This is a genomic window from Alicyclobacillus sp. SO9 (assembly GCF_016406125.1).
Classification (GTDB): domain Bacteria; phylum Bacillota; class Bacilli; order Alicyclobacillales; family Alicyclobacillaceae; genus SO9.
The window spans coordinates 4,590,206-4,613,147 of sequence record NZ_CP066339.1 but is presented as its reverse complement, the minus strand read 5'-3'; the positions used below and the strand labels follow the sequence as shown (position 1 = coordinate 4,613,147).

Genomic DNA, 22,942 nt, shown 5'->3' with positions numbered 1-22,942 from the left:
TGAATACAACTCTAATTGCAGATTTTGATGGTAGTTTGAATTTCCATAAAAGAGTAAGTTCGTAGTTTTTGGGTTTTGCTCAAATACATCCATAGCTTCATTTACGTGTTTGTGGGATGGACAAACTCATAAGTTTTATTTCGTCATCGTTGCTCAGTCTCTTGCCCAGTATAATACGCTGTTACTGTTTTTGTCTTTATATGTTTCATAACATCAATGATGGATGGTACATCGACAGCAAAACTTTTCAGTTGCCGTACAAGTTGTTTCCTTTCTGGATGCCCTTCAGTTAATTCCTCAAGAAGACGCTCTTGTTCTTTGGTGTTACGCTCAAGATCACTTGTTGTAAGCACGGTATGACCAACTCCTTTATTTAAGCTTTTTTTACCCTGTCATCGTAAAGGGAAGTGGTGAAGAAAGTTTCAAGAAAGTGTGGAGTTCGTGTGAAGATCTACAAAATTCACGATACAGTTTCTTGATAGTTATTAAACATCCGGGGCCGAATTTCTACAGTTCAGATGATTTCTTGCTTTTTACAAACTGTTTACTTTATACTGAAGAGCTTTCACCCCTACTGATCTCCTCTGGCTTTATCTCCCATATCTTTTCTTCAGGGTTAAGCTTTGTGAGATTGCCTTTATGGTGAAGTCGTGAAAAACGACATTTGCTTTCCCGACAATCGCAGAACGAGATACATATTTGTGAACCCACATACGGCTGTCATCCGATATAGGACGATTATCACCTAGCATAAAATAGTGCCCAATGGGTACATGAAAGGTGCCATGATAAGGCCCGTTCAACACTGAGATATCCGGGTTTGATTCATTAAGTTTCTGGCCGTTTATATACACCGCATTTGAGGTAACAGTGACCGTATTTCCAGGCATACCCACTACTCTCTTGACAAAAAGTTCCGACGGGTCATCTGGGAAATGAAATACTACGACTTCTCCGCGATGAATGTGCCCCAATTCTGTCGCCAATTTATCTACCGTAATATACGCTGGATCTTTTCTATCTAAAGCTGGGATCGTGGGGTACATTGACGCAGAAGGTACAAATGCGGCACTGATGACCCAAGTCTTAATACTTAAGGCAACGACGACCCCGAAAACAACTGGAAGGAAACTGTAGAGTGATTTACGAAGTCTATTGGATATCAATATGCTTTCTCCCTATTCTGAGTTGAGGATTACCGGTCATTGGATATTGACCGAGGCCGCTGCATGTCAATTCTTTTTAGGAAACGAAGTAATGGAAGCATCAAGTAAACAAAATAGCATGAGCCAATAACAATGACTGACCACGCCAGAACGCCTAGAATGTGGCTAACATCCATTTTTGCAACCTCCTTTATTTGGTAAGTACGAAGTTTCCTCTCTCACATGATTCTGATGTAAAGCTTAAACTTGTTTTCGTATATACCTGGTATAGGTATAACTTCCCTTTCGTGATGAAACGATATCAGAGAAATATGTAGAAAATGTGTGGGAAGTATTATGGATTTGTGTGTGTAAACATGATACATGGCCGCTTTCATTACGCAGCACTAGTTATATACGACTAGTGCATTCGGGAAATGCAGTTGATCTGTTTGGGTCTTTTACACTAATATACCCTATCATAGTATAGGTATATGCTTCAAAAAGTGAAGGAGGGTTGGGTGAGTATAGTTGGTATAACTCAGTGAGGGAACGGGATTTAACAACCAACTTTCAATAATTGAGGTGAAACCGCTATGAATTCCAAGGATACAGAGGCGTATTTTGACCATCACAAGAGTGAACGGTTCAATTTCAAGGAAAGATCTAGAGAACGTGGCTTTTGGAGGGCTTTTCTTGAAAGTTTTGCCTACATGCCGCCGTTCAATCGGATGTTTGGGAAAGTGGCCCCGTCCTATGCGGAATCCTATTGGTATTGTATGGGGGGACTTACCTTCTTTTCTTTCATCCTTTTGGTTCTTACAGGATTGGTTCTTACCTTTTTTGGACCTACTTGGTGGAACAATACCTCGGCGGGAGCAGCGTTTAAGGGAATGCATTACTGGTCTGCACAGGCGTTTTTCTTCTTCCTGTTTCTTCATATCATTCGTGTTTGGTTGACAGGCTCTTACAAAGGAAAGAGATGGGTAAATTATGCGATTGGATTTGTCACATTCTTTCTCGCTTTAGGTGAGAATTTGTTTGGGCTGCTGTCACGCGGAGATTGGGAGTCTCAGTTTGTCTCCATGCATTCAGATGACATGCTTTTCACTGTTCCATTCTTGAGACTTATCTCGCCGGAAAATTTCACATCAGCGCTTATTATTCATGTGGCGTTGATTCCTTTTGTCTTAGTACTATTGATGGGCTTGCATTTAACATTGGTGAAACTCCAGGGTATTGCAAGACCGCTATAAAGGGAGGTGACATGCGATGAAGACAGACAAAAGTTCAACAAGATTTTCTATCGTGACGCACGGCTTTTGGAAATACCCGATTGTTGGGTTAATCGTAATACTGTTCGTGGTAATTGTAGGGTTTTCTGTTGGCTCCCCGTTCTACCCCACGGATACCATTAAGAGCACAGCAGTAAAGCAGCCTGGGGGTACAATATGGGCTGTGGCCCAAGAACTCGATGGCACCTCTGCTTCTCAGGTGAATAAACACGAATATGGTATGAAAGATCCTGCGAAAACTCTTGTTTTAAAACCTATCCAGAGTGCTTCATGGTTTTTATCATCTCAGCAGAAGCAAGCCTTGAAAACCTATGGAGCAGCATCCCCTGCACAGCAGAAGACATGGGCAGCGAACTATGATACTGCCATTCAGAAAACCATAGCGAGCAAGGGGAATAGTGGGGACGGCGGACCAACACCGGTTCCAACCTTGAGCAAAATCTCTTCACTCAAAGGAAATTTTGGTCCGGTTCCAATTCTAGCGAACGCTGTCTTGAAGCTTGCTCAAAAAGGATACTTGCAAACCTATTTCCAAGGAACGAGTCCAAACCATGTGTATCAATATACAAATATTTGGCTGTATGACGAGCCTATGATGCTCAACACAGCGATGAAAAAGGGGCTCACAGACGACCAGTGGGGCATGGTTAAAGAGAGAGGATTTTTTGTCGGCCCTTGGTACCTCATCGTACCGGCTATCGCCCACGTCAAACTACCACAGGGCTCAACTGCTCTGGGATTCATTCTCTGGAACGGAGTCATCGCGTTGTTCTTTGTCGTGATATTCCCACTGGTTCCAGGATTACGGTCTATACCTAAATACCTTGGGCTCTATAAGTTGATATACGCCGTGGATCCGAATGAGAAAAAAGAGTCACAAGGCGCTCATGGAACGGAGGTGCATTAAAGTGCCGAGGTTTAAGAATCACCCACTTATCTCGTCCCTTACATTTTTAGCGCTTTCTTTAGTGGGTATTTGGGCTATGGGAGAGATGTTCAGTCACTTTACTTCAAAGTGGACACTGGAGTACGCAGGAATCTTTACAGTGATGGTGATACTGCTTGCCATCATGATGAGATGGGCAGAAAAGGATATCAAGGAATACCGTGAAAGGATGCGGTCCTAAGATGAACTGGTTTAAACTTCATAGAGACGGGCTATCACTTTTAGTATCTATGGCACTGTTTCTGGGGATTATTTGGTGGCTTCTTTCCGCGGTATATGGTGTAAAAGGCTAATGTCTACAGGCGCACATGACTGATGATAGTCCGATGTTAGTCATGTGCTCTGTTTCTTGCTACCTAGAAGACGGAAGGCCCCGATATTTTATATGTTCTTAATTTCAAATAGCGGTGTTTGATAAGCGGCGTCTAAACTATCAATTTATGTTTGTAAAAGGAATTATGAATGGAGGGGTGACACATGGAGACTACATTCATCCGCCCCAACTTCGAATCAGCGTTTCAAATCTTGGGAAAGCGCTGGACCGGGCTCATTGTAAGTGTTCTACTAGATGGTCCTAAACGATTCAAAGAAATACGTGAGCGGATACCAGATATCGGCGACCGAATACTAACGCTACGACTCAAGGAGTTGGAGAAGAAAGGAATCGTGGTACGGACGGTCTATCCCGACACACCGGTCAGGATTGAATATACGCTAACGCAGAAGGGGAACGTTTTAGAGTCTGTTATAGACCAAGTGAATAGATGGGCTCATACTTGGGTGATAAAATAACTCTGATATCATTAGACATCACGCGATACAAGCTGAGAAGTGTTCCGTTTCGAATCTAGGATGTTTAATTTTATAACATATTTTAGCGTACGGAGTTGTGTCTAAGGGTCGAGCCACAATGAGGGCAGAAGGCCCATTTACCTCTAACTGTACTTTGGCATGTAGGACAATGAATAGTACGATACCGTATCAAGCGGTAAGAGATGACGAATAATTCAATGAATACAGTGAACACACCAAAGAGGATTAAGAAAACTCTCAGCGACCTCAACAACATGGTGGGCATCAGCATCATGTTTGCTGGTGACATCATCCCCATCATTGATTTAGATTGAAGTCCAAGACCCGCTGTGAATAACAAGAGAATGCCTAAGAAGACGAGGCCTCCCGCTACTATCCAAGTACTTCGTTTCATTCATCGCTCCACCTTCTGTATCTACGCATAGTGCATCTTGGAACAGTATTATTTTAGTTGAGTCAGCAAACTCGTGAAATTGGGAAGAATGATAACTATTGAACTCAGCTTCATAACATTCAAATGTAGTTCTCACATATCTGTCGCTTGCCTTCTCCAAATTCCAGTTGAAGCTAGTCTACAATGAATATGTGTAGAAAGTTTAAAGAACGTCAGTGTTTCCACATTTTCTGTCGTGATTTATATGAGCGCTTTGCAGAATAACGTTTTTCGCTGAAATGAAAATACCCGAGGATGGACGGAACTGTACAATGAGCGAACGACTGTAGAACACTGTAATTCGAGGCTCAAGGTGAATCTCACCGTAAATGATGCTCATGTTTCCGGACTTGGGAAAGTAACAGCCCATGTCTATCTCAATGCAATTGTTCTTCTAGGCTCTGCCTTGGCAATGCATCAGTCGGCAAGTGAAAAGCGGTGAGGATTGGAGTAGCAACGTACATCGTCGGGAAGGTTTCGCTTGAGAGCCATACCGTAATCTGAATCAGAACAGTCTGCAGCACCGAGTGGACAATCGACTTTGCCTAACACATGCGGACAACGAAACTTCAAGCGCTCGCGCCCATCGTGCAACGAGGTGTACCATTTGTAGACATGCCAGCTGGTGGTTCTTTCTCACCACGCTTGTTGAGTGCAATGATGGCTTGTGCACTATAATCTCGGGCTGCCTGATAGTTCTTCACTTGGTCATAACCAGCGTCCATCATGACAAACTTGACCAGGTCTTCAGCAACATTTTTCATGAGTGGGATGGCAACTTCACCATCGTAGACATGTGCTGGCGTGACCTCAACGGATACAGGCAATTCACTGGCGGTATCGACTGCATATTCCGGGGCTTTTGGACACCGAATCCGGAAAGTCGTGGACAGTTGTTCCGAAAAGTTTTGGACACTTAGTCCGGAAACTCTTGGACACTTTCCGTTCGTCCGTGTGGGATTACTTTGAAATTAAACAAATTTCTTAGTTTTTTGCAATCATTTTTTCGTCCCCAGTGCTGTTTTTTATCCCGCTCTTGAGCTTGCGCATGGACTCTCCCTTGAGCTGAATCTTATACGCATCGTGGACAAGACGGTCCAACACGGCGTCTGCCAGTGTTGCATCAGAAAATTGTTCATACCAGAGTTCTACTGGGATTTGACTAACCACGCAGGTGGAATGCTGCCGTACTCTATCGTCGAGGATATCCAACAGTTCCCTGGCTTCAGGTGCTGAGACGTTCGCCAGGCCCCAATCGTCAAGAATGAGTAGATCGATCTTGGACAAGGCTTTGGCTACGCGCCCGTAGGTACCGTCTCCCTTAGCCATCATCATTTGGTGTAGGAGACGAGAGAGTCGATGGTACTGGACTTTGAAGCCAAGTCGACATGCCCCAGTGGCTAGGGCACAGGCCAGAAAAGTTTTGCCTGCTCCTGTGGGTCCGGAGATGAGTAGATTGTGTCGTTCGGTTAGCCACTGTCCCGTGAGCAATTGCTGGACGAGTGAGCGATCTATGCCTCTAGGCACCTGGTAGTCGATTTCCTCCGGAGTCGCTTGAACTCTGAGGTGGGCCGCTTTGAGCAAACGGGCCAATTGACGGTTTTGACGCAAAGTCCATTCGTGGTCGACAAGCAATCCAAGGCGGTCGTCAAAGGTGAGTTCTGCAGCATGAGCATCCTTCTGCTGCCGTGCATACGCGTCAGCCATACCGTTGAGTCGAAGTTGGCGAAGTGTGTTGGTCGTTTGATTACTAAGCATTGATAGATTCCTCCCTGCATTTTGATAGAGCTGCCGGCGTCCGTTGAATCTGGACACCGGCGGATGATACATGAACTAGTGAGGCTTTTCAGTTGCAAAGGTAGAGCCGTAGTACGTAGCTCCACGAACATTCTCATGAAGCGGAGTGGGCTTGTCTGTATCGACGTCTAATGTCACCTGGTCAATGCCGGCTTCAAGGATCGATTTCACACTTCGATAGGTGCAGGCGTTGATAGAAACGGCATGTGCGCAAGCTGACTCCATTCGCTCCTTTCCGTATTTTTTTGCTAGGGATTGTAGTCCCCGACAGGAGCGGTAGGCCTGTTCACGATGCGCTTTTCGAAGCAAAATCTGGTCTGTCACCGCCGCTGTGTATGGACCGAAGGTTTTACCCCAATCGATAAACTTCTCCGGCGTCCATTCCATGTGTGCCCGATGGGACTTGGGCATATGGGTCGGTTCTGTGATGTGCCCATATTTGTGCCTAGCCCGAACGTGACTGGCAACCCGTTTCCCATGCAAAAACACCTCAACAATCTTTTCGCTGATTCGTACATTGACGTACTCTCGAACCAACGAGTAAGGCACACTGTAGTAGTTCTTGTCCACCTCGATATGATAGTCTGGAGCTACACGGGCCTGAACCCAACGGGCAAACTCGTAGGGGATGGTCGGTAGGGCTCGGAGGGCCGGCTTATCCACGGCGTCAAACAGGGATACGCGCGTGCCCTCCAGCTTTTGAAACGGTTTGTTGTTGAGCACTTCCAACGCGTCACGAATGGCAGTGTTCAGTTCTCCAAGGCTAAAGAACCTTCTATTTCTGAGCGCCGCGAGAATCCACTGCTCTACGATTTTGACGCCCACCTCGGCCTTTGGCTTGTCTTTTTTATTCCGAACTCAGGATAAAAAAGATTATCCCGACGATGTAGTTATCCCGAAGAATGGACGCGAAAGCTGTTCCCACTGTGTCCAAGGCAGCCCTTCCTGGACGAAAACTTCGGGATAACAAGTATGCCTACTGCAGTCCGCATAGGTGAAGCAGCAATTCTTCATTATCTTCCCAGACAGGAATCTCGGGTCGAATATCTCCATTGACATAAGTTCTCTCAAGAGCAGCTTTCAGCATAGAAACATCTGCGGAAGCGTAGATATCTGTGGTGTTGACGCTGGCATGACCAAGAAAATCCTTAATGTAAGAGAGTGGCATTCCAGATTGGTACAGATGCATCGCACGCGTGTGCCGAAAGAGATGAGGATACACCCGCTCGGGAACCTCCGAACACCTGAGCCTCGCAGATGCACCATAACGCTTCAAAAAACTAGCAACGTTGTCTGGAGACATTTTTCCCGTCTTGCCATTAATGACCGTGTAAAACAAGCTGTTGTTGCTGCTATATGCCTCTTTCGGATGAAAGTGCTGCAGATACAGCTCCAGATGCTGTAGTGTCTTGTTTAACAGTGGGACAACTCTTGTCTTTTGTCGTTTGCCTGTGAGGTAGACGCAGGGAACGCTGTCTTTCAGGTGCAAATCTCCCAGTTGCAGATCTAAGACTTCCTGAATCCGGGCACCCGTGTCGTAGAGAAAAATCATGAAGAACCTATCACGTATACCGCGTTTGGTACCTTCATCCGGCTCTTGGAGCAGAGCGGCCAACCCTGACTCAGACATGTAACTCACACGCCTACCAGGCTGTCTCTTGACCGGTACCTTGCCGAGCTCAACGTACGCAAACATTAGTGAAGCATCTTCCTGTGCTGCATATTTAAAGAACGACTTCAGGGCTGCGAGCCGATGGTTTCTTGTGGATACCCTGCACTTTCGTTCTGTCTGAAGCCAGTCTAAAAACTCACTGACAAGTGCATGGTTCAGCCTGTCGAACGTGATCTTTGCAAAAGGTACCCGCTTTTGCTCCTTCATAAAAACTTGCAGAAGGTGAATTGTGTCTCGATAGGCTTTCACTGTGTTTTGGCTGCAGCATCTGTTCTTAGGCAGATAAATCAGGAGAAAATCTCGAACAAGCCTAAAGAAACGGTCATCTATTTTCATTTCTTAGCCTCCGGTATCAACTGCGAGAATCGTTCGTCAGATTCAGATGTCAGCACAGGGAAGAACTCTGGCACCAAGTGCAGATAGTAATCAGTATCTGTCAGGTGTTCGTGGCCAAGATACATGGAGAGGTAAGGTAGATAGGCGTTAAGATCCTTCTCTTCCTTTACCCACTGGTTCAATCGATTGACAGCAAATGTGTGGCGGAAATCATGAACGCGAGGTGGATTTCCGTTAGTGAAGACGATACCGGTCTTTGTCCAAAACTCACGAAATGTGAAATCTAGAAACTGTCTGTTGTAGTGATGACCGCGATGGTTCGGGAAGAAGTAAACTCGATTGGTGAAAATGAGACTAACTCTGCTGTGGTAAATTTGGCAGAGCTTCAAAATATCGTCCGACATCACGACTGTGCGATCCTTGTGGCCTTTTGATTGGCAAATGAAGAGTTTACCTGTCACCAAATCAACGTCCTCAACTTTTAGCCCAAGTACTTCCGAGGAACGTAGGCCACAGCAGTACAATACGCGAAATATCACAGAAACAACTAAGTGACGCGCTGGCGAATTGCTGTTGTACAGGCAATGATCTAATTCACGGAAGAAGGCTGTGAGTTCTTCCTTTGTATAGATATGTGGAACATAACGAACGCCCTTCGCCGGAATGCCTGAAGGGATGACGTAGGCCTCAGACCCGATACTATTCAGGTACTTCGCAAATTGACGGATCGGAGTAATTCTACGAATCAGCGTATTCACATGTTCTCTAGGCAGTTTCTCCGCCCAGTGCATGGCGATTTCTTTCGTTAAGCGTGTCTCTCGCGGGTGATGTCTAATACAAAAGCGGTCAAATGCCCTTAGTCTTAGTTCCGAGGACTCGTATGGGAAACCCACTGCATGTTTCTGCCGAATGAATTCCCCCAGCTGACTCTTAAAGTTACTTGAAAACAGAGAGGTCATTTCAATTCCTCCGTTGAAACTTCAATCCCAGCCGTGCCTAGAGCACAGGCACGAAGATGCTCTAAGTCAGTAGAAAGGTAAATTTTCGTTGAGTCTTTGTCAGCATGTCCAAGGATGCCGGAAATGACTGGTAGCGGCGTCTCGGCAATCAGGAGGCGAGCCGCCAAAGAATGCCTGAGTACATGCGGACCCCTTCTTTCGTCTTTGGCCTGTCTAACTTCGGCATACTTCATACAATTGCTAATCAGTGAATAGAGGCCAGCGGTGGGAGATAGTGGGGTATACGGAGCAACGCTTTTTAGAAACACATGACTATCCTGCGATGTGGGTCTACCGTTTTGCAGATAATCTACCAGGGCGTTTCCCACATCAGCCAGTAGCGGAATTGCTAGTTGCCGCCCCGTTTTCTGCTGAGTAATCTCAATCGAGTTTGTTCCCCATTTAATGTTTTCCAACTTCAACTGAACAATGTCTATCGACCGGAGGCCCAGTCGCAAGGCTAGTAGCACAATTGCGTAGTTTCTCATACCAACGGGAGTACCCCGGTCAATCCTAGCAAGCAGTCTCTGCTCTTCCTCTGACGTTATCGTTGGAACGGTCTGCGTCTTCCTTGCCGAGCTACTGGGAACAGCGTATGCCAAATCGGAATGGGTCAGATGCATGTGGTCCGCGTATCGGAGAAAACATCGAAGAGATGACAAGACAGTCCTCATGCTTGTAGACTGATACAGGGCTGAAGCAAACGGAATGAATCGACTTACGTCTCTCAGCGTTAGTTGGGAGAGATCGTGGTGGCTCTCCTGTTCTAGGTACATAAGAAACTGGTTACACACGGTCTTGTAAAGGCCAATCGTTCCGCCGCCGTAGTCTTGTTTTTTCAAATACCGGGTGTAGTCATCCATAATGGTAATGAGTGAAGCGCTTTTTAGTCCTCCACTGTCCCACTTCGGAGCGTGTCTCCAAGTTACACATCCAGTCTGATGGTACTCCCCTAACAGCGAAGTCGCCTTTCGAAAAAGTTTAAATTTCCATCTCTTTATTGCCCCTGTTTCATACTGTTTGCGGATTTCTATGATGAACTGCTGAGCCAATTTCTCGGAGAAAGATGATACTCCGTGTTTAGAGAAATAATCACAAAGTTTTCTCCAACTGTATTCATACTGCCAAACTGTGGACTGACTGTGATGCATCGGTCTAATGCCGTCTCTCGTTCTCACGATCAATTCTTGAAGCGTTAATCGTTCCATGGACTTGACCCCCAACTCTTATTTCCGGAAATAGCCCCCGGTGTCATCAGTATGGGTGGTCGATTCGAAGATCAGTCATTTGAATAAATTTTAGTTATCCCGAAGTTTTTGCTCACGATAAATTCGTAGCGATACCCTTTCCGTGACGAATTCAGGATAACCAAATTGTCGGGATAATCTTTTGGTCTGTACGGTCTTGCTGGCATAACAGCACACCCATAGTGTCGCGCCATTTCTGCGAAGGTCCGATTCATTGAGGGTTCATAGCGATCTGCCTTCCTCACTGCTGATCTCAGATTATCTGGAACAACGAGTTCGGGAACGCCACCGAAGTACTCAAAGGCGTTCACGTGTCCGCCAATGAAATCTCCAAGTCCCTGGGACCATTGTCCTTCGGCGTATGTGTAACTACTGGCTCCAAGCACTGCCACGAAGATTTGCGCCTCACGGACCTCCCCTGTTTCTGGGTCGATGATTGATACCGTTTGCCCCGCGTAATCCACAAACATCTTTTCACCACCACGGTGCTTCTGACGCATGGACACATCCAGCTTCTTTTTCCATTGGCGATAGTGCTCACAGAATTGGCTGTACTGGTATCCGTCTTGGTGTTCCTGCTTGTACTCGATCCACAATAGCTGTAGCGTAACGCCTTTTCTGCGAAGTTCCTGATGCACGTAATTCCAGTCCGGTTCGACAATTTTCCGTGGCCGCCCCGTGACAGCGGGGTACAGCGCAGACTCGAGTTTTGACTCGTCTTCCAACTCCGTAGACAACGGCCAGCCGACCCCGGCAGTCTCAGCACGCGTTAGAACATTGGTTACGGTGCTGCGTGAAATGTCGAGACTCGCCGCAATAGCTCGACGGCTCAAACCCCCTTCATGAAACAGACGTAATATTTCTTTTAGCTTTGGCATGGGCAACCTCCATTCAGCCAAGACATTGCCTCCTTTCGCGGAATACAACAAGATCCGACAAAAGGGGCAAATTCCCTGCTTTTGTTTGGTCGCCACACAGACGAATTTGAGAAATGAAGTAAGGAGTACCTGAACTAGCATGTTGCCTGTCCAAGACTTTTCGGAAAGGGTGTCCAAGAGTTATTGGAATAGGTGGCCGAGAGTTTTCGGAATTGACGTCCAAGACTTACCGGAATGCCCGTCCAAGAGATTCCGGAATATGCAATCGACGGCAAGATGAATTTTTGTAACCAAACCAAGTGAGCTTGTTTCCAAACGTATCCGAATTTGCACCCCAGTCCGTATTACCGGTTTCCTGGCTCTTTTGTTTCGGCTGTTTCTTTTCAAAGGCTTTGATGGCTGTACTGTCGATGGCAAGATGACTGCCATCAATGATGCCCGCTTCTTTACATTGACTGACCAGATCAACAAAGAGCGTTTCGGCAAGCCCTAATTTCGAAATAGCCCCAAACACGCGGCTCAGCGTAGACACAGACGGCGCATTTTCATCAAGCCGGAATCCACACTGGTAACTGAATTGCAAGTCCGTATCTAACCGATTGTGCAATCCTGTAAAGGTTGAGATACCTTCCGATGGTACCGCCAGTACGGCTCGCAAGCTCGCTTCACGATTGATAGGTTTTCGACCCCTAGGGTGACGAACTTTTCAGCTTAGCTGCATAAGGGTGAAGGTCCAAGGCTGAAAAGAACAGTTCCAACCGCTCGCTGGGTTCAATTTCTAGCCAAGATTCAAAGAAAAAGAGAGACTTTTGGGGAAGATACAAGTGGGACTTCTCTCCTTCGGAGATTTGGGTTTGGTCGCTTGAAATCTTCTCGAAAATTGGGGCCATCTTTTATACTCTGCTATCGCTTGCCCCACAAGGGCTCAGAAATCTGTAAAACGCTCATATAATTTGACGGTAATAAAATAGCTTAATGTTTTAAAGAGGAAACATAAAGGGTACGAAGGTGAATTGAGATGGAAATGTAAAACGTTGCGGGGCATCACAGCGTAGCTGTTCGGCATAAAATAATCTATGCGGAACGCCACGCTGTATCGAGTACGGATTTACTATCTGCGCCTAACTCCACCGCCAAAGATCGAGAGAAGAAAGAGAAAAATGTTGATGAAATCAAGGTATAGTGTCAATGCTCCAATCACTGTATACCGTTGATACATCGGATTATTTTTGATTCTCTGTGTATCCCAGGCGGTGAGAATGGTGAAGATAACCACACCTAGGTAAGAAATCACCCAGTTTACTGTTTGTGAATGTAGGAAGAAATTCATGAACGACGCAATGAGAATACCGATCAGCCCCAGAACGGCAATATGACCGAAGCGGCTTAGATCTGTCTTGGTAAGTGTCCCGTAAATGCTCATGACGCCGAACGACAACGCAGATACACCAAATGCTAACGCGACAGTGCTGCCTGTATAGGCAAACACGATGGGCGTCAGGACAATGCCATTGAGTACCGAATACGCTAAAAACCAGGTTATGGCCGTTTCCGGTTTCATTTTTGTGACACGGGCTGACAGCCAATAGACAATCCCGAGTTCTGCGATGAACAAAAACCAAAAACCATGTGTAGCAATTGCAGCCAACGGCGGAAACTCGATGGTCGCAAGCGACATTGTTGCTGTTGTCAAAAGCGCTAAGAACATCCATCCGTAAACTCTGCTCATATATGCAGATGAGTATGTGCTTTCATATCTATAGTATTTCTCCACGCAGCTTATATCCTCCCTGTACGGTGTAGCCGCTCACGCTGTTTGTCGGCGCTTGCTAAACCGAATTGGCGGAACGGCTACAATATGGTTCATTCTAAGTCTCGGTTGTTTATGATGTACCGAGTTTTAGCCGTTTCAGTATCAAACTGTTTGAAACAACGCTGACCGAACTAAAGGCCATCGCAGCCCCTGCAATAATTGGACTCAATATGCCAAAGGCAGCCAGCGGAATTCCAAGTACGTTGTAAAAGAAGGCCCAGAACAGATTCTGACGAATCTTTCTCATGGTTGACTTGGATAGCTTAATCGCATCTGCGACGCCCTGAGTACTCCCGTGCATGAGGGCAATATCAGCAGCTTCAAGCGCGACGTCTGCACCTGTCCCCATGGCAATTCCAATGTCCGCGGTTGCCAAGGCCGGTGCATCGTTGATGCCATCGCCAACCATCGCTACAATTTTGCCGCCTTTCCGAAGTTCATCGACCTTGCTGGCTTTATCGGCAGGTAACACACCTGCAATGACATGGTCGATACCGACTTGTGCAGCCACAGCAGACGCTGTCCGTTCGTTGTCTCCGGTAATCATCCATACATCAATACCGAGTCCTTTGAGTTCATCTACAGTTTGCTTGGCATCCTGCTTGATGGTGTCTGCTATGGCAAGAACACCGAGGAGTTTTTCCGACGATGCCACCAGAATGGCTGTCTTGGCTGCATTTTCGTAGTTGTTCAGTACTTCATCAGGAAACTCGTGAATCCCAGTCTCCTCAAGCCACCGCCGATTCCCGATGCGGATGGTTTGCTCCCCTACGGTCCCTTCAATGCCTTTCCCAGGAATGGCCTTCACGTTTACTGCAGTATTTATCGTAAACTTTTTATCTTTGGCATACGTTACTACAGCTGCTCCGAGGGGATGCTCACTTTGCGATTCAAGGGCTGCGGCACTGGCGATGAGTTCTTCTGTAGATACATCGGTAGTCCAGACATCTGTCACTGCTGGTTTTCCTGACGTGATGGTCCCTGTCTTGTCAAAGACGACTGTGTTGACTTTGTGCGCTTGTTCTAGGTGCTCTCCGCCTTTAATTAGAATGCCGGATTCTGCGCCGAGACCCGTCCCAACCATAATGGCAGTTGGAGTAGCCAAGCCAAGGGAGCAGGGGCAGGCAATGACCAGCACCGCAACGGCGGCAAAGAGGGCGTGAGACCAATTTCCGGTAATGAGCCCCCATGCCAGCAAGGTCACCAGAGAAATGCCAAGCACGATGGGGACAAAAATGCCAGATATCTGGTCAGCAAGTCGTTGTACAGGTGCCTTTGAACCTTGTGCCTGGTCGACGAGACGAATGACTTGAGACAAGGCGGTGTCTGCACCAACCTTGGTTACTTTCATCATGAAAGCACTGGTTTGGTTGACAGCAGCCCCAACCACGGTGTCACCTACTGCCTTTTCTACAGGCATGGATTCACCTGTTAAGAAGGATTCATCGACGGCTGAAGTCCCTTCAAGAACAACCCCATCGGTTGGGATTTTTTCGCCAGGACGAACACGGACCACGTCGTCGACTTGCAACTCCTCCACGGGGACGTCTGCTTCATTTCCGTCCCGAATGACGTGTGCTACTTTCGCCCCCAGCTTGGCAAGGGACTCCACGGCAGAGCTGGATTTCGCTTTGGCCTTCGTTTCGAGCAGTTTCCCCATATAAATCAATGTGACAACGGTAGCTGAGGTATCGAAGTAGATATTTGATGACCCCAAAAGCATGAGTACAACTGAGTAAAAGTATGCGACGCCAGTTCCAAGAGCGACGAGCACATCCATGTTCGCAGCGCCGCCCCGTAAGGAGTGGTACGCGCCAATGTAAAAACGCCAGCCGACATAAAATTCAACGGGGGTTGCTAAAAGCCAACTGACCCAGTTCGGCATAAACGCTTGACCGCCAAACAGTTCATAGAATAACTGAATGACCAGCGGCAGTGTAAGTATGACACCACCCCAAAACGTTATGACTTCCTTTTTGTATTGCCTTTGCTTTCGCAGCTTTTCATCTTCTGCCGCGGTTTGCGAGGCAAATGTTGCACTATAGCCGGCTTTCTCCACTGCCTTGAGGAGGTCTTCATCCTGGATAATCCCTGGCACGTATTCAATGTGGGCTTTTTCTGAAGCCAGGTTGACATGTACAGACTTTACGGCATCGAGTCTGCCCACTACTTTCTCGATTCGTGCCACACACGACGCACAGGTCATTCCTTCAATATTAAGTTCGACTTCTCGCGTCGGAACGGTATACCCGGTTTTTTCAATACGTTCCACGACTTGCTCCCAAGTGGTTGCTGCGTCCAAAACCACTCGAGCCCGTTCTGAAGCCAGATTGACGTTGATTTCCTTGACACCAGGAAGCTTTGAAACATTCTTCTCGATTCTGGCCGAACAGGATGCACAGGTCATGCCTTCAACTGGAACTGTATATTCAGCGACTTCTGGCATGGAAAATCATCTCCTTAATTTATAGGTTCACGATTTCGTGAACTGACGAATCACTCCCATGAGTTCATCAATTTTCTCCTCACCATCTTGTACTGCAATCGCATCCGCAACACATCCTCTTGTATGGGAGTCAAGAAGAGAGAGCCCGACTTGCTGAAGTGCACTCTTTACAGCCGCAATTTGAACAAGAATATCGACGCAATAGCGACCATCTTCCACCATCTTGTGAATTCCTCGGATTTGACCTTCACAACGTCGTAATCTCCGGAGTAAGTCAGGTTGCTGCGTGCCGTAGCTGTGGGTACATTGTTCAGTAATCAAGGCGAACCCCTCGTTTCAAAAGGATTTGTCGTATACCCGGATAATACCCCCGTATGGTATGGTTCGTCAAGCGTTGGTAATAAATTTAGTAAAGATGGACTAGTTTCCGTGACACTCTGGGCACCACATATATCTAAGCGGTAAGCTCGTGCTTGCCCCTGATCTTAATTTTGTCCATTAAGATAATTATTTATCACAACAAGGGTATTGGCTCAAATCGTGCTATCATCTTACAGTTCTTTTCAGTGAAATGGATGAAGCATCGAAGTGTATGAACTCTGAAGTGTATCGAGTTAACAAAAGGTTCACATCTATGCCTTTAAAAATATACCTAACAAGGGTATCGTATAGGGTAGAAGATAGGAGGTGGATAGAGAATGGGATGCTGCGGAGGTGGACATCATCACAATATAGGCTTTGGACACCACGGTTCTCACGGTCACTATGGGCACCACAGCATGGAAGGTCACCAGCACGCAGGTTCAGTAGGGCAGTCTTCAAGTGAACCTACAGCTTTGGATTTGCTAAAAGAGAGATTGGCGAAAGGCGAGATTACGTTAGATGAGTACCAACAGATTTCTCAGGTTCTCACTTCCTAATCAGGGGAAAATAACAATAAGTAATGGTGTAGAACAATGACCGCAGTTTAGAGAGGAGAAATGGAACATGAGTAAGGATCCGGTATGTGGAATGGATGTGCAAGAAGAGGGAGCACCGTCTTTTGAGTATCAAGGTACGACGTATTATTTTTGCTGCGATGCTTGTAAGAAGTCCTTCAGTGAATCACCAGAGAAGTATGTGAATCAAGAGGGACATTCTGGTCACGAGCACCATCATCACGGACATGACCACCATCATCACTGAATAGAGATCAACCTCGACATCTATTTTAAACACCTGCGAACTGAGATGGATTTCTTGGTTCGCAGGTTCCTTACGGAGGTGAATGGCATGAGAAATCCATCACGCATTAAATTGTTGGTTTTTGATGAAACTGAAATGTATAGGGCGGGGCTGTATTCTATTTTGGCCGGGGATGACAGATTCCAAGAAATCAGTCAAGTTGCAACGCAAAGAGAATGTCTGGAAGTGCTTGCACATGCTCATCCTGAAGTTGTGATTATTGTAATGAATGACTCCCCGGCTATGGTGTCTGAATTAGTGCGTATATTCCGTCGTATGGTTCCTATGCCATCTATCTTGATAATAGGAGATTCAGGCGAGCACCGGTTTGAAGCGTTTACGTGGAAGGTGAATGGTTATCTTCCTCGGAGTGCGTCGAAAGCCATGTTTATGAAAACCATAGACACTGTTTATGAGGGGAATTTCGTATTCGAACCCCCCATGGATGCTGTCATCAACTACGAGAACGAAGTTGCAAGACGCTTTGAGCTCTCAGAACGGGAGTTGGACGTCTTTCGTTTGATTGCTCTCGGAAAAAAAGATAAGGAGATTGCAAGTATACTTGGATTAAGTCAACATACGATTCGTAATCATGTCCGCCATGTGCTCTATAAGTTAGGGTGTACACGTAAGTCCGACGTTGTAAGACGCGGATTTAATGACTATGTTCTAACCGTTATGTAGGCATGCTTCCTGAAATACTCAGTTAATAATAATTTTGCTCAATTGACTTACAAAATTGAAACCGTCATTCCTCAATCTGCTTCCTTGAAATTATAACTCCAACAAATCTCTTCCAGCTCGCTATGGGTATCACATTCTTCAAGTTCTTCTAACCTTCGTTGTGGGACAAACTTCGCGGACGAAGTCTATATGCTTTTTTCGATATTTTCAGCATTGTTTTGCTGTCTTATGCAATACAATTGTTGGTTCTGTACTAAACCAAGCATTGCTGCAACCGAGTGTACTGGTTCAAATTGGGTGATCGCTGCCGTTGTTGACTGTTCTTTTGATAGGTGTGAATAGCTTACTGCCGATTGCAGATTGCATACATGATTACGCATTGTTTTGCAACAGACGAAGATTCAACCCGGCATCTAAAGGGAGCGTGTTGAAACAGATGACATACAGTGCCATAGTCGCACTATGGCACTGTACGTCTCAACAGCAGAGTTTGCCGCCACGAACCCAACTTGTCTCTGTTGATTTGGACGACTACTATGTCAATTGGACGATTCGATGTTTTGATTGAACCTCCGTATCCTTTATTGCGCTTCCTGTACAGCTGCTATTAGCTCTTTCTCCACATCTGCTGCAATGGCTGATAGTTCCGCATCATCCAAAAGCCCGGTCAATGTGGTTGGACGTGTTAAGCCGATTTTGGTCTTTTGCTGTTCTTGGTACACGACAAGTTTACAAGGTAAGAAATAGCCTCCAAGACGATTTTGCTCTAAGACCTTTTTAGCTTCAACTGGATTGCATGCTTCCAACACGTGATAAGGTCTTGTGAACTCAACTCCTTTTTCCTGGAGTTTGGCCCGCAGATCAAGCTTCCACAGAACTCCAAAACGGTGTCCTTTCAAGCTTTCCTCGACAGCTGAAATAGCCTCCTCAACGGTCTTCTCTGTTTCAATAGTAAAGTCAAACATTTTGTTCACCTCATTCAAGTTTTGAATTTTATCATCTTTCAGGGGAGTTCCCTGTCGGATACCCATCTTCATAAGTAACGTCGTACAGCTGATAGCGCATAATTTTTACCTTCATTCTTTCCGGAAAATCTACGAATACGCGTCCAAAAGAACATGACCACCATGAGAAACGCAAAGCCCATTAAACCAAACGTGTGTGACTCAGACATAAGGGTTCCCAAGGCGCCAAATCCCCAATTCGCAACGGACATGAGTCCAGCAGTGACCACAAGATAAAAGCTATTGACTCGACCCCGGAATGATTCATCTGTCATCTCTTGAATCATCGCGACGACGAGCGCCATAAACATTCCTTGAGCCAGTCCAGCTGAAAAGACCGAGACCGACACGATGAGGGGATTCACGCTGACACTGAGCGCTATCAGGGACAGGGAACTAAGTAAGGCAGTTATCCATAACATTCCATCCTTCCACATGGCAGTTCCCAACATCGTGAGAAATAAAATGCCAACGATAGCGCCGAGTCCGGCATAGGCCAAGAGTGCTCCGTAAAATCCGGAGTGGGCCCGGACATCTACAGATACAAATGTTGGTAGCAATCCAATGTAAGCCATCGTTAGAATACAGTGCAGGCTGGTAAAGGAGATGAGCTTGCGTAACTGACCTGAATGCATCACATAACCAACGCCTTCTTTCAACAGATGGGTAAATCCTGAACCATCATTTAATGGGGAGGTTAGCCTCCCATTTGATGGCAAGAGTGCCGTGAGAAGGATGGCTGAAATATAAAGAATTGCAGTGAAAATATATACGGCTCCAGGACCACTCTTGGCCAAGATAGAACTGGCCAGTGCTGGTCCCAGAAACTCAGCACCTCTTTGTGCTATAGACTGAAGGTACACTGCATGAAATAATTGATTTGGAGTTACGGATACAGGAACTAGTGTGTTGGTAGAGACGCCTAACAGGCTGAGTGAGATTCCGTATAGTAATGTGAATACAAAGAGCGTTGTTGGTGTCAGATGCCGGGCAAACGACATTAAGCCCAGCAATACGTTAATCCCTGTAGCGAACAAGAGTGCACCCGTTAATACCTGTTTTCGATTGAATTTATCTACCAAAACGCCGCCAATGGGCGAACCGATTAGATTTGGAGCAAATACCGCAAGCACCATGGCACCTGTCCAGGCGGAAGACTGGGTCAAAGTATAGGTTTGCCAGCCAGAGACAAGTAAAAAGGTCCATTGCCCGGCATTGGCAAAGGTAATAATGCCCCAAAGTAAACGGAACTGAGGCGACGTAAACGGCTGCAACGGGTGCCAAAGCACGATGCTCTTCATATGTTCATTGCCTTTGGCCTCTCTGTTGATTCCGTTTCTTCGAGATGCCGCATGACTTCAATGATTGAAGGCAAGTCAACGGCGAAGTTTCTCATTTGTTGCGCCAATCTCTTGCGATCAGGATGACCTTCCGTCAAATTTCCAAGTACGTGCTCTTGATTTTCGGAATTCAGGTTAAGCGTACTTGAATTATTCATCAAAAACCCTCCTCGTATGCACATTTATTTCATACATTCACGTTGAAATCTAATCTCAAATCATGAAGAAAGTTTCAAGAAAGTATGGAGATCCTGTGAAGTGTTAAATCTTTAGGCCGCACGTGCTGATATGTGTTCATTCTAGAGTACGGGTACTGGCTTGGAGAACGCCATATATAGAGCTAGCGAGAACTTTCCTCGTCCGCGAATGAGATTTTTCCATTCTGTATAGCCGCTCCTTAAGTCAGGAAGATCAATACAGAATCCAGTAGATGTCAGTACTTCTTAATGCATCAGCGTTGTTACACCGTCAATTGTGGGGCAATGATAAAGAGCATAAACTTGATCTTCATACTTTCTACATGCTTTTCACAAACTTTCCGGACACTTTGTGGCTAAGCTGCAATGTGAAAGGAGATGAGGACGCCTGAAGGAAGCGGGATCCGCTGGATGGTTCAGAGCATCGCTTTCATAGCGTGGGTTTACCTCGGCGTGTATGTGAAATACAGAAAAATTCCACAAAACAACATTAAGGAGGAGCAGACATGTCCAAAGCCCTTGCGTTTCTGGCAGCGGGAATCGTAGTGGGTGCAGGGGCATTCAGTTTGATTGCCCCGCGTGCGTTTGCGGACACAACCTCAACTTCAAGTAACAGCGGTTTTTACCAGCAAATGACACAGTTTATGGATAGCCCCCAAGGGCAGCAAATGTTGCAGGAATGTAACAGCTATACGGTACAAGGTAGTGGAGGATCTTCAGCAAGCTAGCCGTATCAACTTGATAATTCAGTTGAGGTGAGGTGTTCTTCATCTCCGTTTATTTTGAGAGAGACCACTTCCGTTAACTGGTCTCTCTGCATGTCGAGGTTTTTGAGCGGCATATCTCTAGCATTACTTTACGATTTTCGACGGGGTGAAGAAGAGATGGAGAATAGACTGTGAAATTTCTTGGCGTTATAGACGGGCAATGTACTCTTTCTGGTAGAGCACTCATGTCCTTGAGCACACGATAGTTGGGGCTAGCCGTACCTACTTAAATTCTATTTCATGTTAATAGAATAAGCTCCGTGATGTTAGGTACAGGCAACCCCCCTACTAGGTTCATAAGAAAGGAGTATTTTCACATTGAAGGACATTGTTGATGGAGACGAATCAAAGTGTTTTCGGAACGTTGCTAGGTGGGAGCAAGATGGCGAAACCGTAACTCTAACGTATCGGATAATATCAGAAGTCGGCAGGGAGTGTACTGCTCGCTCTGAAGGGCACAGACTCTTTCTATTGATTTGGCACGATCTAGCTACCAAATGCACTGTTGAACTCGACTTTGCGGGGGTTACATCTTTCAGCCAAACCTTCTTCGATGCTTTATACGGGGAGTTATTAAAGTGCTTCCAATCATTTGTTGTAATGCGACGCATTCATTCACAAAACCTTTCTTTAGTAGGATGGGACCTGCTACATTCAACTCTTCGACATATATAATAAAATGACTGCGCGCGATGATGGATGGGTTTGCTTGACTAGACGTCTACACAGTAAAAGATAGGATAGATATTACAAATCCTTAGCATGATTGTGGTGGTGTTATCAACAACTGGGACGATCATGGTTGCGAAGAACTCTTAACATCCACTGGTGGATGCACGACAGGGTACATATACGCCTGCGTCATAGTCTTGCTTGTGTTGATGGGCACGATAAGCATCGTACGAAAGGGTAAGGTGAATCCCTAGTTCCAGTCACATGACGGTTGACCGTAATTCTGGAGACATCTATATAACCATTGAAAAATTTTCATTCTAAAAAGCTGAAAAGTAGCTATCCCAGTGATCAGCGGTCTCGCCTTGGGAACAACGTGACCACATTGGTATAGATGAAACTGTGGGAGGGCATGACCATGGACTATAATGATCAAATGAAAAATCGTCTGCGCCGAGTTCAGGGCCAGGTTCGTGGAATTATCAAAATGATGGACAGTCAAAGAGATCATGACGACGTCGTGAATCAGCTTTCGGCTATCCGTTCTGCTATAGAGAGAGTCATCATGTATGTGGCCGGTGAAAACATGCAATACTGCATTCGCGAGGAACTGATGAATGGTGGAGAGTCTGTTCATGAAGTTTTGGAAGAGTCGATTCATGTATTAAAATAAAATCCACTTGGAATAAAGGTTTATTTGTAAATTTACATCATTGCTGATGCGAACAAGCCTCGCCGATATCATGAAAGTGTTACCGATTGAGGAAATGTCTCTGAGGAGCCTGCTGAAAAGGTTTCACAAAAGAACGACGCGTAGCATGTGAACCCAAGGGGGGGTAACGCTAAGCAGTTCGATAAAATTACTATGTATGGGGACAACATCGAGTAGGGTCCTTGTCCGATTTTAAGATTCTAACTTATAATTTCCAGAGCGATGCTGACTCCCCATATCAATATCATCATGCTTTACTAGCAATACGCCATTCCTTTGGAAGGCTTGTTCAGCACGTTTGGTGCGCGCATCAGACCATCGTTGTTGCGGACTTGTTTTATATTGGAACGGATTTTCACAGAACTTGATTTGTTTCCCCGCAACGAAGTCCGAATGGTTAAGTCTTCGGGGTGCGGTGAACCACACTCACCTGTGCCACATCGTAATTTCTCCACACTTTGCGCATACAATCCTTAAACTTTCTCCACATTTCAAGGATAACGTAGTAACACAAAGTTGAAAA

The 22,942-nt window shown here is 45.9% G+C and carries 25 protein-coding genes and 2 pseudogenes; 11 read left to right on the top strand and 16 right to left on the bottom strand.

Features of this window, described 5'->3' with window-relative positions:
• Positions 1 to 143 precede the first annotated feature (143 nt).
• Together GI364_RS21475 and lepB are read right to left on the bottom strand one after the other, a co-directional pair.
• Positions 144 to 353, bottom strand: coding sequence for a hypothetical protein (locus GI364_RS21475; protein WP_198851218.1), 210 nt, complete (start codon positions 351 to 353; stop codon positions 144 to 146).
• Between the two features lie 237 nt (positions 354 to 590).
• Positions 591 to 1,166: a signal peptidase I gene (gene lepB, locus GI364_RS21470; RefSeq protein ID WP_198851217.1), complete on the bottom strand. Its 576-nt coding sequence runs from the start codon at positions 1,164 to 1,166 to the stop codon at positions 591 to 593.
• Between the two features lie 575 nt (positions 1,167 to 1,741).
• On the opposite strand from lepB, the gene GI364_RS21465 reads away from it, so the two are divergent.
• From GI364_RS21465 to GI364_RS25175, 5 genes are all read left to right on the top strand, one after another.
• The gene (locus GI364_RS21465; protein ID WP_198851216.1) at positions 1,742 to 2,401 is read left to right on the top strand and encodes a cytochrome b N-terminal domain-containing protein; all 660 of its coding nucleotides are present in this window, start codon (positions 1,742 to 1,744) and stop codon (positions 2,399 to 2,401) included.
• A 16-nt stretch (positions 2,402 to 2,417) separates the two neighbouring features.
• Entirely contained in the window at positions 2,418 to 3,347 is a 930-nt protein-coding gene (locus GI364_RS21460; RefSeq protein WP_198851215.1) for a hypothetical protein, read from the top strand.
• A 1-nt stretch (position 3,348) separates the two neighbouring features.
• Positions 3,349 to 3,567 (top strand): hypothetical protein, encoded by a 219-nt coding sequence (locus tag GI364_RS21455; RefSeq protein ID WP_198851214.1) that lies wholly within the window; start codon positions 3,349 to 3,351, stop codon positions 3,565 to 3,567.
• 296 nt (positions 3,568 to 3,863) lie between these two features.
• Complete coding sequence (locus tag GI364_RS21450; RefSeq protein ID WP_198851213.1) at positions 3,864 to 4,178, top strand: winged helix-turn-helix transcriptional regulator; 315 nt, start codon at positions 3,864 to 3,866, stop codon at positions 4,176 to 4,178.
• Between the two features lie 203 nt (positions 4,179 to 4,381).
• Positions 4,382 to 4,513 carry a hypothetical protein gene (locus GI364_RS25175; RefSeq protein WP_255524504.1) on the top strand — a complete coding sequence of 44 codons (132 nt, stop codon included), beginning with the start codon at positions 4,382 to 4,384 and terminating at the stop codon, positions 4,511 to 4,513.
• A 554-nt stretch (positions 4,514 to 5,067) separates the two neighbouring features.
• On the opposite strand, the pseudogene GI364_RS21445 reads toward GI364_RS25175, so the two are convergent.
• From GI364_RS21445 to GI364_RS21395, 11 genes and pseudogenes are all read right to left on the bottom strand, one after another.
• Positions 5,068 to 5,480, bottom strand: a pseudogene (locus GI364_RS21445) (transposase); the annotation flags it as partial.
• 136 nt (positions 5,481 to 5,616) lie between these two features.
• Positions 5,617 to 6,390 (bottom strand): IS21-like element helper ATPase IstB, encoded by a 774-nt coding sequence (istB, locus tag GI364_RS21440; protein ID WP_198851212.1) that lies wholly within the window; start codon positions 6,388 to 6,390, stop codon positions 5,617 to 5,619.
• Between the two features lie 75 nt (positions 6,391 to 6,465).
• Complete coding sequence (locus tag GI364_RS21435; protein ID WP_198851211.1) at positions 6,466 to 7,254, bottom strand: transposase; 789 nt, start codon at positions 7,252 to 7,254, stop codon at positions 6,466 to 6,468.
• Between the two features lie 151 nt (positions 7,255 to 7,405).
• Entirely contained in the window at positions 7,406 to 8,437 is a 1,032-nt protein-coding gene (locus GI364_RS21430) for a tyrosine-type recombinase/integrase (RefSeq protein ID WP_198851210.1), read from the bottom strand.
• Positions 8,434 to 9,396, bottom strand: a complete 963-nt coding sequence (locus GI364_RS21425; protein ID WP_198851209.1) for a tyrosine-type recombinase/integrase — start codon at positions 9,394 to 9,396, stop codon at positions 8,434 to 8,436. Before GI364_RS21425 ends, GI364_RS21430 begins: the two co-directional genes overlap by 4 nt.
• Complete coding sequence (locus GI364_RS21420) at positions 9,393 to 10,643, bottom strand: site-specific integrase (RefSeq protein WP_198851208.1); 1,251 nt, start codon at positions 10,641 to 10,643, stop codon at positions 9,393 to 9,395. Before GI364_RS21420 ends, GI364_RS21425 begins: the two co-directional genes overlap by 4 nt.
• A 176-nt stretch (positions 10,644 to 10,819) precedes the next feature.
• Positions 10,820 to 11,560: pseudogene (istA, locus tag GI364_RS21415) on the bottom strand (IS21 family transposase); the annotation flags it as partial.
• A 226-nt stretch (positions 11,561 to 11,786) separates the two neighbouring features.
• Positions 11,787 to 12,218, bottom strand: coding sequence for a transposase (locus GI364_RS21410; RefSeq protein WP_370541806.1), 432 nt, complete (start codon positions 12,216 to 12,218; stop codon positions 11,787 to 11,789).
• A gap of 453 nt (positions 12,219 to 12,671) precedes the next feature.
• A complete protein-coding gene (locus GI364_RS21405) occupies positions 12,672 to 13,334 on the bottom strand; it encodes a Bax inhibitor-1/YccA family protein (protein ID WP_198851206.1) in 663 nt (220 codons plus the stop codon).
• A gap of 109 nt (positions 13,335 to 13,443) precedes the next feature.
• A complete protein-coding gene (locus GI364_RS21400) occupies positions 13,444 to 15,819 on the bottom strand; it encodes a heavy metal translocating P-type ATPase (RefSeq protein WP_198851205.1) in 2,376 nt (791 codons plus the stop codon).
• A 27-nt stretch (positions 15,820 to 15,846) separates the two neighbouring features.
• Positions 15,847 to 16,140, bottom strand: coding sequence for a metal-sensitive transcriptional regulator (locus GI364_RS21395; protein WP_198851204.1), 294 nt, complete (start codon positions 16,138 to 16,140; stop codon positions 15,847 to 15,849).
• 377 nt (positions 16,141 to 16,517) lie between these two features.
• Here GI364_RS21395 and GI364_RS21390 point away from each other — a divergent pair, with 377 nt between their 5' ends.
• From GI364_RS21390 to GI364_RS21380, 3 genes are all read left to right on the top strand, one after another.
• Positions 16,518 to 16,739 (top strand): SHOCT domain-containing protein, encoded by a 222-nt coding sequence (locus tag GI364_RS21390; protein WP_198851203.1) that lies wholly within the window; start codon positions 16,518 to 16,520, stop codon positions 16,737 to 16,739.
• A gap of 67 nt (positions 16,740 to 16,806) precedes the next feature.
• Entirely contained in the window at positions 16,807 to 17,004 is a 198-nt protein-coding gene (locus GI364_RS21385; RefSeq protein ID WP_198851202.1) for a YHS domain-containing protein, read from the top strand.
• An 87-nt stretch (positions 17,005 to 17,091) separates the two neighbouring features.
• Positions 17,092 to 17,727: a response regulator transcription factor gene (locus GI364_RS21380; protein ID WP_198851201.1), complete on the top strand. Its 636-nt coding sequence runs from the start codon at positions 17,092 to 17,094 to the stop codon at positions 17,725 to 17,727.
• Positions 17,728 to 18,308: 581 nt separating this feature from the next.
• Here the strand turns inward: GI364_RS21380 and GI364_RS21375 are convergent.
• The 3 genes from GI364_RS21375 to GI364_RS21365 form a co-directional block, all read right to left on the bottom strand.
• Positions 18,309 to 18,692: a DUF302 domain-containing protein gene (locus GI364_RS21375; RefSeq protein ID WP_198851200.1), complete on the bottom strand. Its 384-nt coding sequence runs from the start codon at positions 18,690 to 18,692 to the stop codon at positions 18,309 to 18,311.
• A gap of 68 nt (positions 18,693 to 18,760) precedes the next feature.
• On the bottom strand, positions 18,761 to 20,032 hold the full coding sequence (locus GI364_RS21370; RefSeq protein ID WP_198851199.1) for an MFS transporter: 1,272 nt from the start codon (positions 20,030 to 20,032) through the stop codon (positions 18,761 to 18,763).
• On the bottom strand, positions 20,029 to 20,229 hold the full coding sequence (locus GI364_RS21365; protein ID WP_198851198.1) for a hypothetical protein: 201 nt from the start codon (positions 20,227 to 20,229) through the stop codon (positions 20,029 to 20,031). Before GI364_RS21365 ends, GI364_RS21370 begins: the two co-directional genes overlap by 4 nt.
• Positions 20,230 to 20,774: 545 nt before the next feature.
• Between GI364_RS21365 and GI364_RS21360 the strand changes: the two genes are divergently transcribed.
• The 3 genes from GI364_RS21360 to GI364_RS21350 all read left to right on the top strand — a co-directional run bounded on the left by GI364_RS21360 (position 20,775) and on the right by GI364_RS21350 (position 22,380).
• Positions 20,775 to 20,996 carry a hypothetical protein gene (locus tag GI364_RS21360; protein WP_198851197.1) on the top strand — a complete coding sequence of 74 codons (222 nt, stop codon included), beginning with the start codon at positions 20,775 to 20,777 and terminating at the stop codon, positions 20,994 to 20,996.
• Between the two features lie 357 nt (positions 20,997 to 21,353).
• Positions 21,354 to 21,710, top strand: coding sequence for an STAS-like domain-containing protein (locus tag GI364_RS25535; RefSeq protein ID WP_198851196.1), 357 nt, complete (start codon positions 21,354 to 21,356; stop codon positions 21,708 to 21,710).
• A 415-nt stretch (positions 21,711 to 22,125) separates the two neighbouring features.
• Entirely contained in the window at positions 22,126 to 22,380 is a 255-nt protein-coding gene (locus GI364_RS21350; RefSeq protein WP_198851195.1) for a metal-sensing transcriptional repressor, read from the top strand.
• Positions 22,381 to 22,942 lie beyond the last annotated feature (562 nt).

Excerpts from the sequence above, each read along its gene's own strand:
- GI364_RS21465 (WP_198851216.1), top strand. The coding sequence starts at position 1,742 with ATGAATTCCAAGGATACAGAGGCGTATTTTGACCATCACAAGAGTGAA.
- GI364_RS21460 (WP_198851215.1), top strand. The coding sequence starts at position 2,418 with ATGAAGACAGACAAAAGTTCAACAAGATTTTCTATCGTGACGCACGGC.
- GI364_RS21450 (WP_198851213.1), top strand. The coding sequence starts at position 3,864 with ATGGAGACTACATTCATCCGCCCCAACTTCGAATCAGCGTTTCAAATC.
- GI364_RS25175 (WP_255524504.1), top strand. The coding sequence starts at position 4,382 with ATGACGAATAATTCAATGAATACAGTGAACACACCAAAGAGGATTAAG.
- istB (WP_198851212.1), bottom strand. The coding sequence starts at position 6,390 with ATGCTTAGTAATCAAACGACCAACACACTTCGCCAACTTCGACTCAAC.
- GI364_RS21430 (WP_198851210.1), bottom strand. The coding sequence starts at position 8,437 with ATGAAAATAGATGACCGTTTCTTTAGGCTTGTTCGAGATTTTCTCCTG.
- GI364_RS21425 (WP_198851209.1), bottom strand. The coding sequence starts at position 9,396 with ATGACCTCTCTGTTTTCAAGTAACTTTAAGAGTCAGCTGGGGGAATTC.
- GI364_RS21420 (WP_198851208.1), bottom strand. The coding sequence starts at position 10,643 with ATGGAACGATTAACGCTTCAAGAATTGATCGTGAGAACGAGAGACGGC.
- GI364_RS21400 (WP_198851205.1), bottom strand. The coding sequence starts at position 15,819 with ATGCCAGAAGTCGCTGAATATACAGTTCCAGTTGAAGGCATGACCTGT.
- GI364_RS21390 (WP_198851203.1), top strand. The coding sequence starts at position 16,518 with ATGGGATGCTGCGGAGGTGGACATCATCACAATATAGGCTTTGGACAC.
- GI364_RS21385 (WP_198851202.1), top strand. The coding sequence starts at position 16,807 with ATGAGTAAGGATCCGGTATGTGGAATGGATGTGCAAGAAGAGGGAGCA.
- GI364_RS21380 (WP_198851201.1), top strand. The coding sequence starts at position 17,092 with ATGAGAAATCCATCACGCATTAAATTGTTGGTTTTTGATGAAACTGAA.
- GI364_RS21375 (WP_198851200.1), bottom strand. The coding sequence starts at position 18,692 with ATGTTTGACTTTACTATTGAAACAGAGAAGACCGTTGAGGAGGCTATT.
- GI364_RS21370 (WP_198851199.1), bottom strand. The coding sequence starts at position 20,032 with ATGAAGAGCATCGTGCTTTGGCACCCGTTGCAGCCGTTTACGTCGCCT.
- GI364_RS21365 (WP_198851198.1), bottom strand. The coding sequence starts at position 20,229 with ATGAATAATTCAAGTACGCTTAACCTGAATTCCGAAAATCAAGAGCAC.
- GI364_RS21360 (WP_198851197.1), top strand. The coding sequence starts at position 20,775 with ATGTCCAAAGCCCTTGCGTTTCTGGCAGCGGGAATCGTAGTGGGTGCA.
- GI364_RS21350 (WP_198851195.1), top strand. The coding sequence starts at position 22,126 with ATGGACTATAATGATCAAATGAAAAATCGTCTGCGCCGAGTTCAGGGC.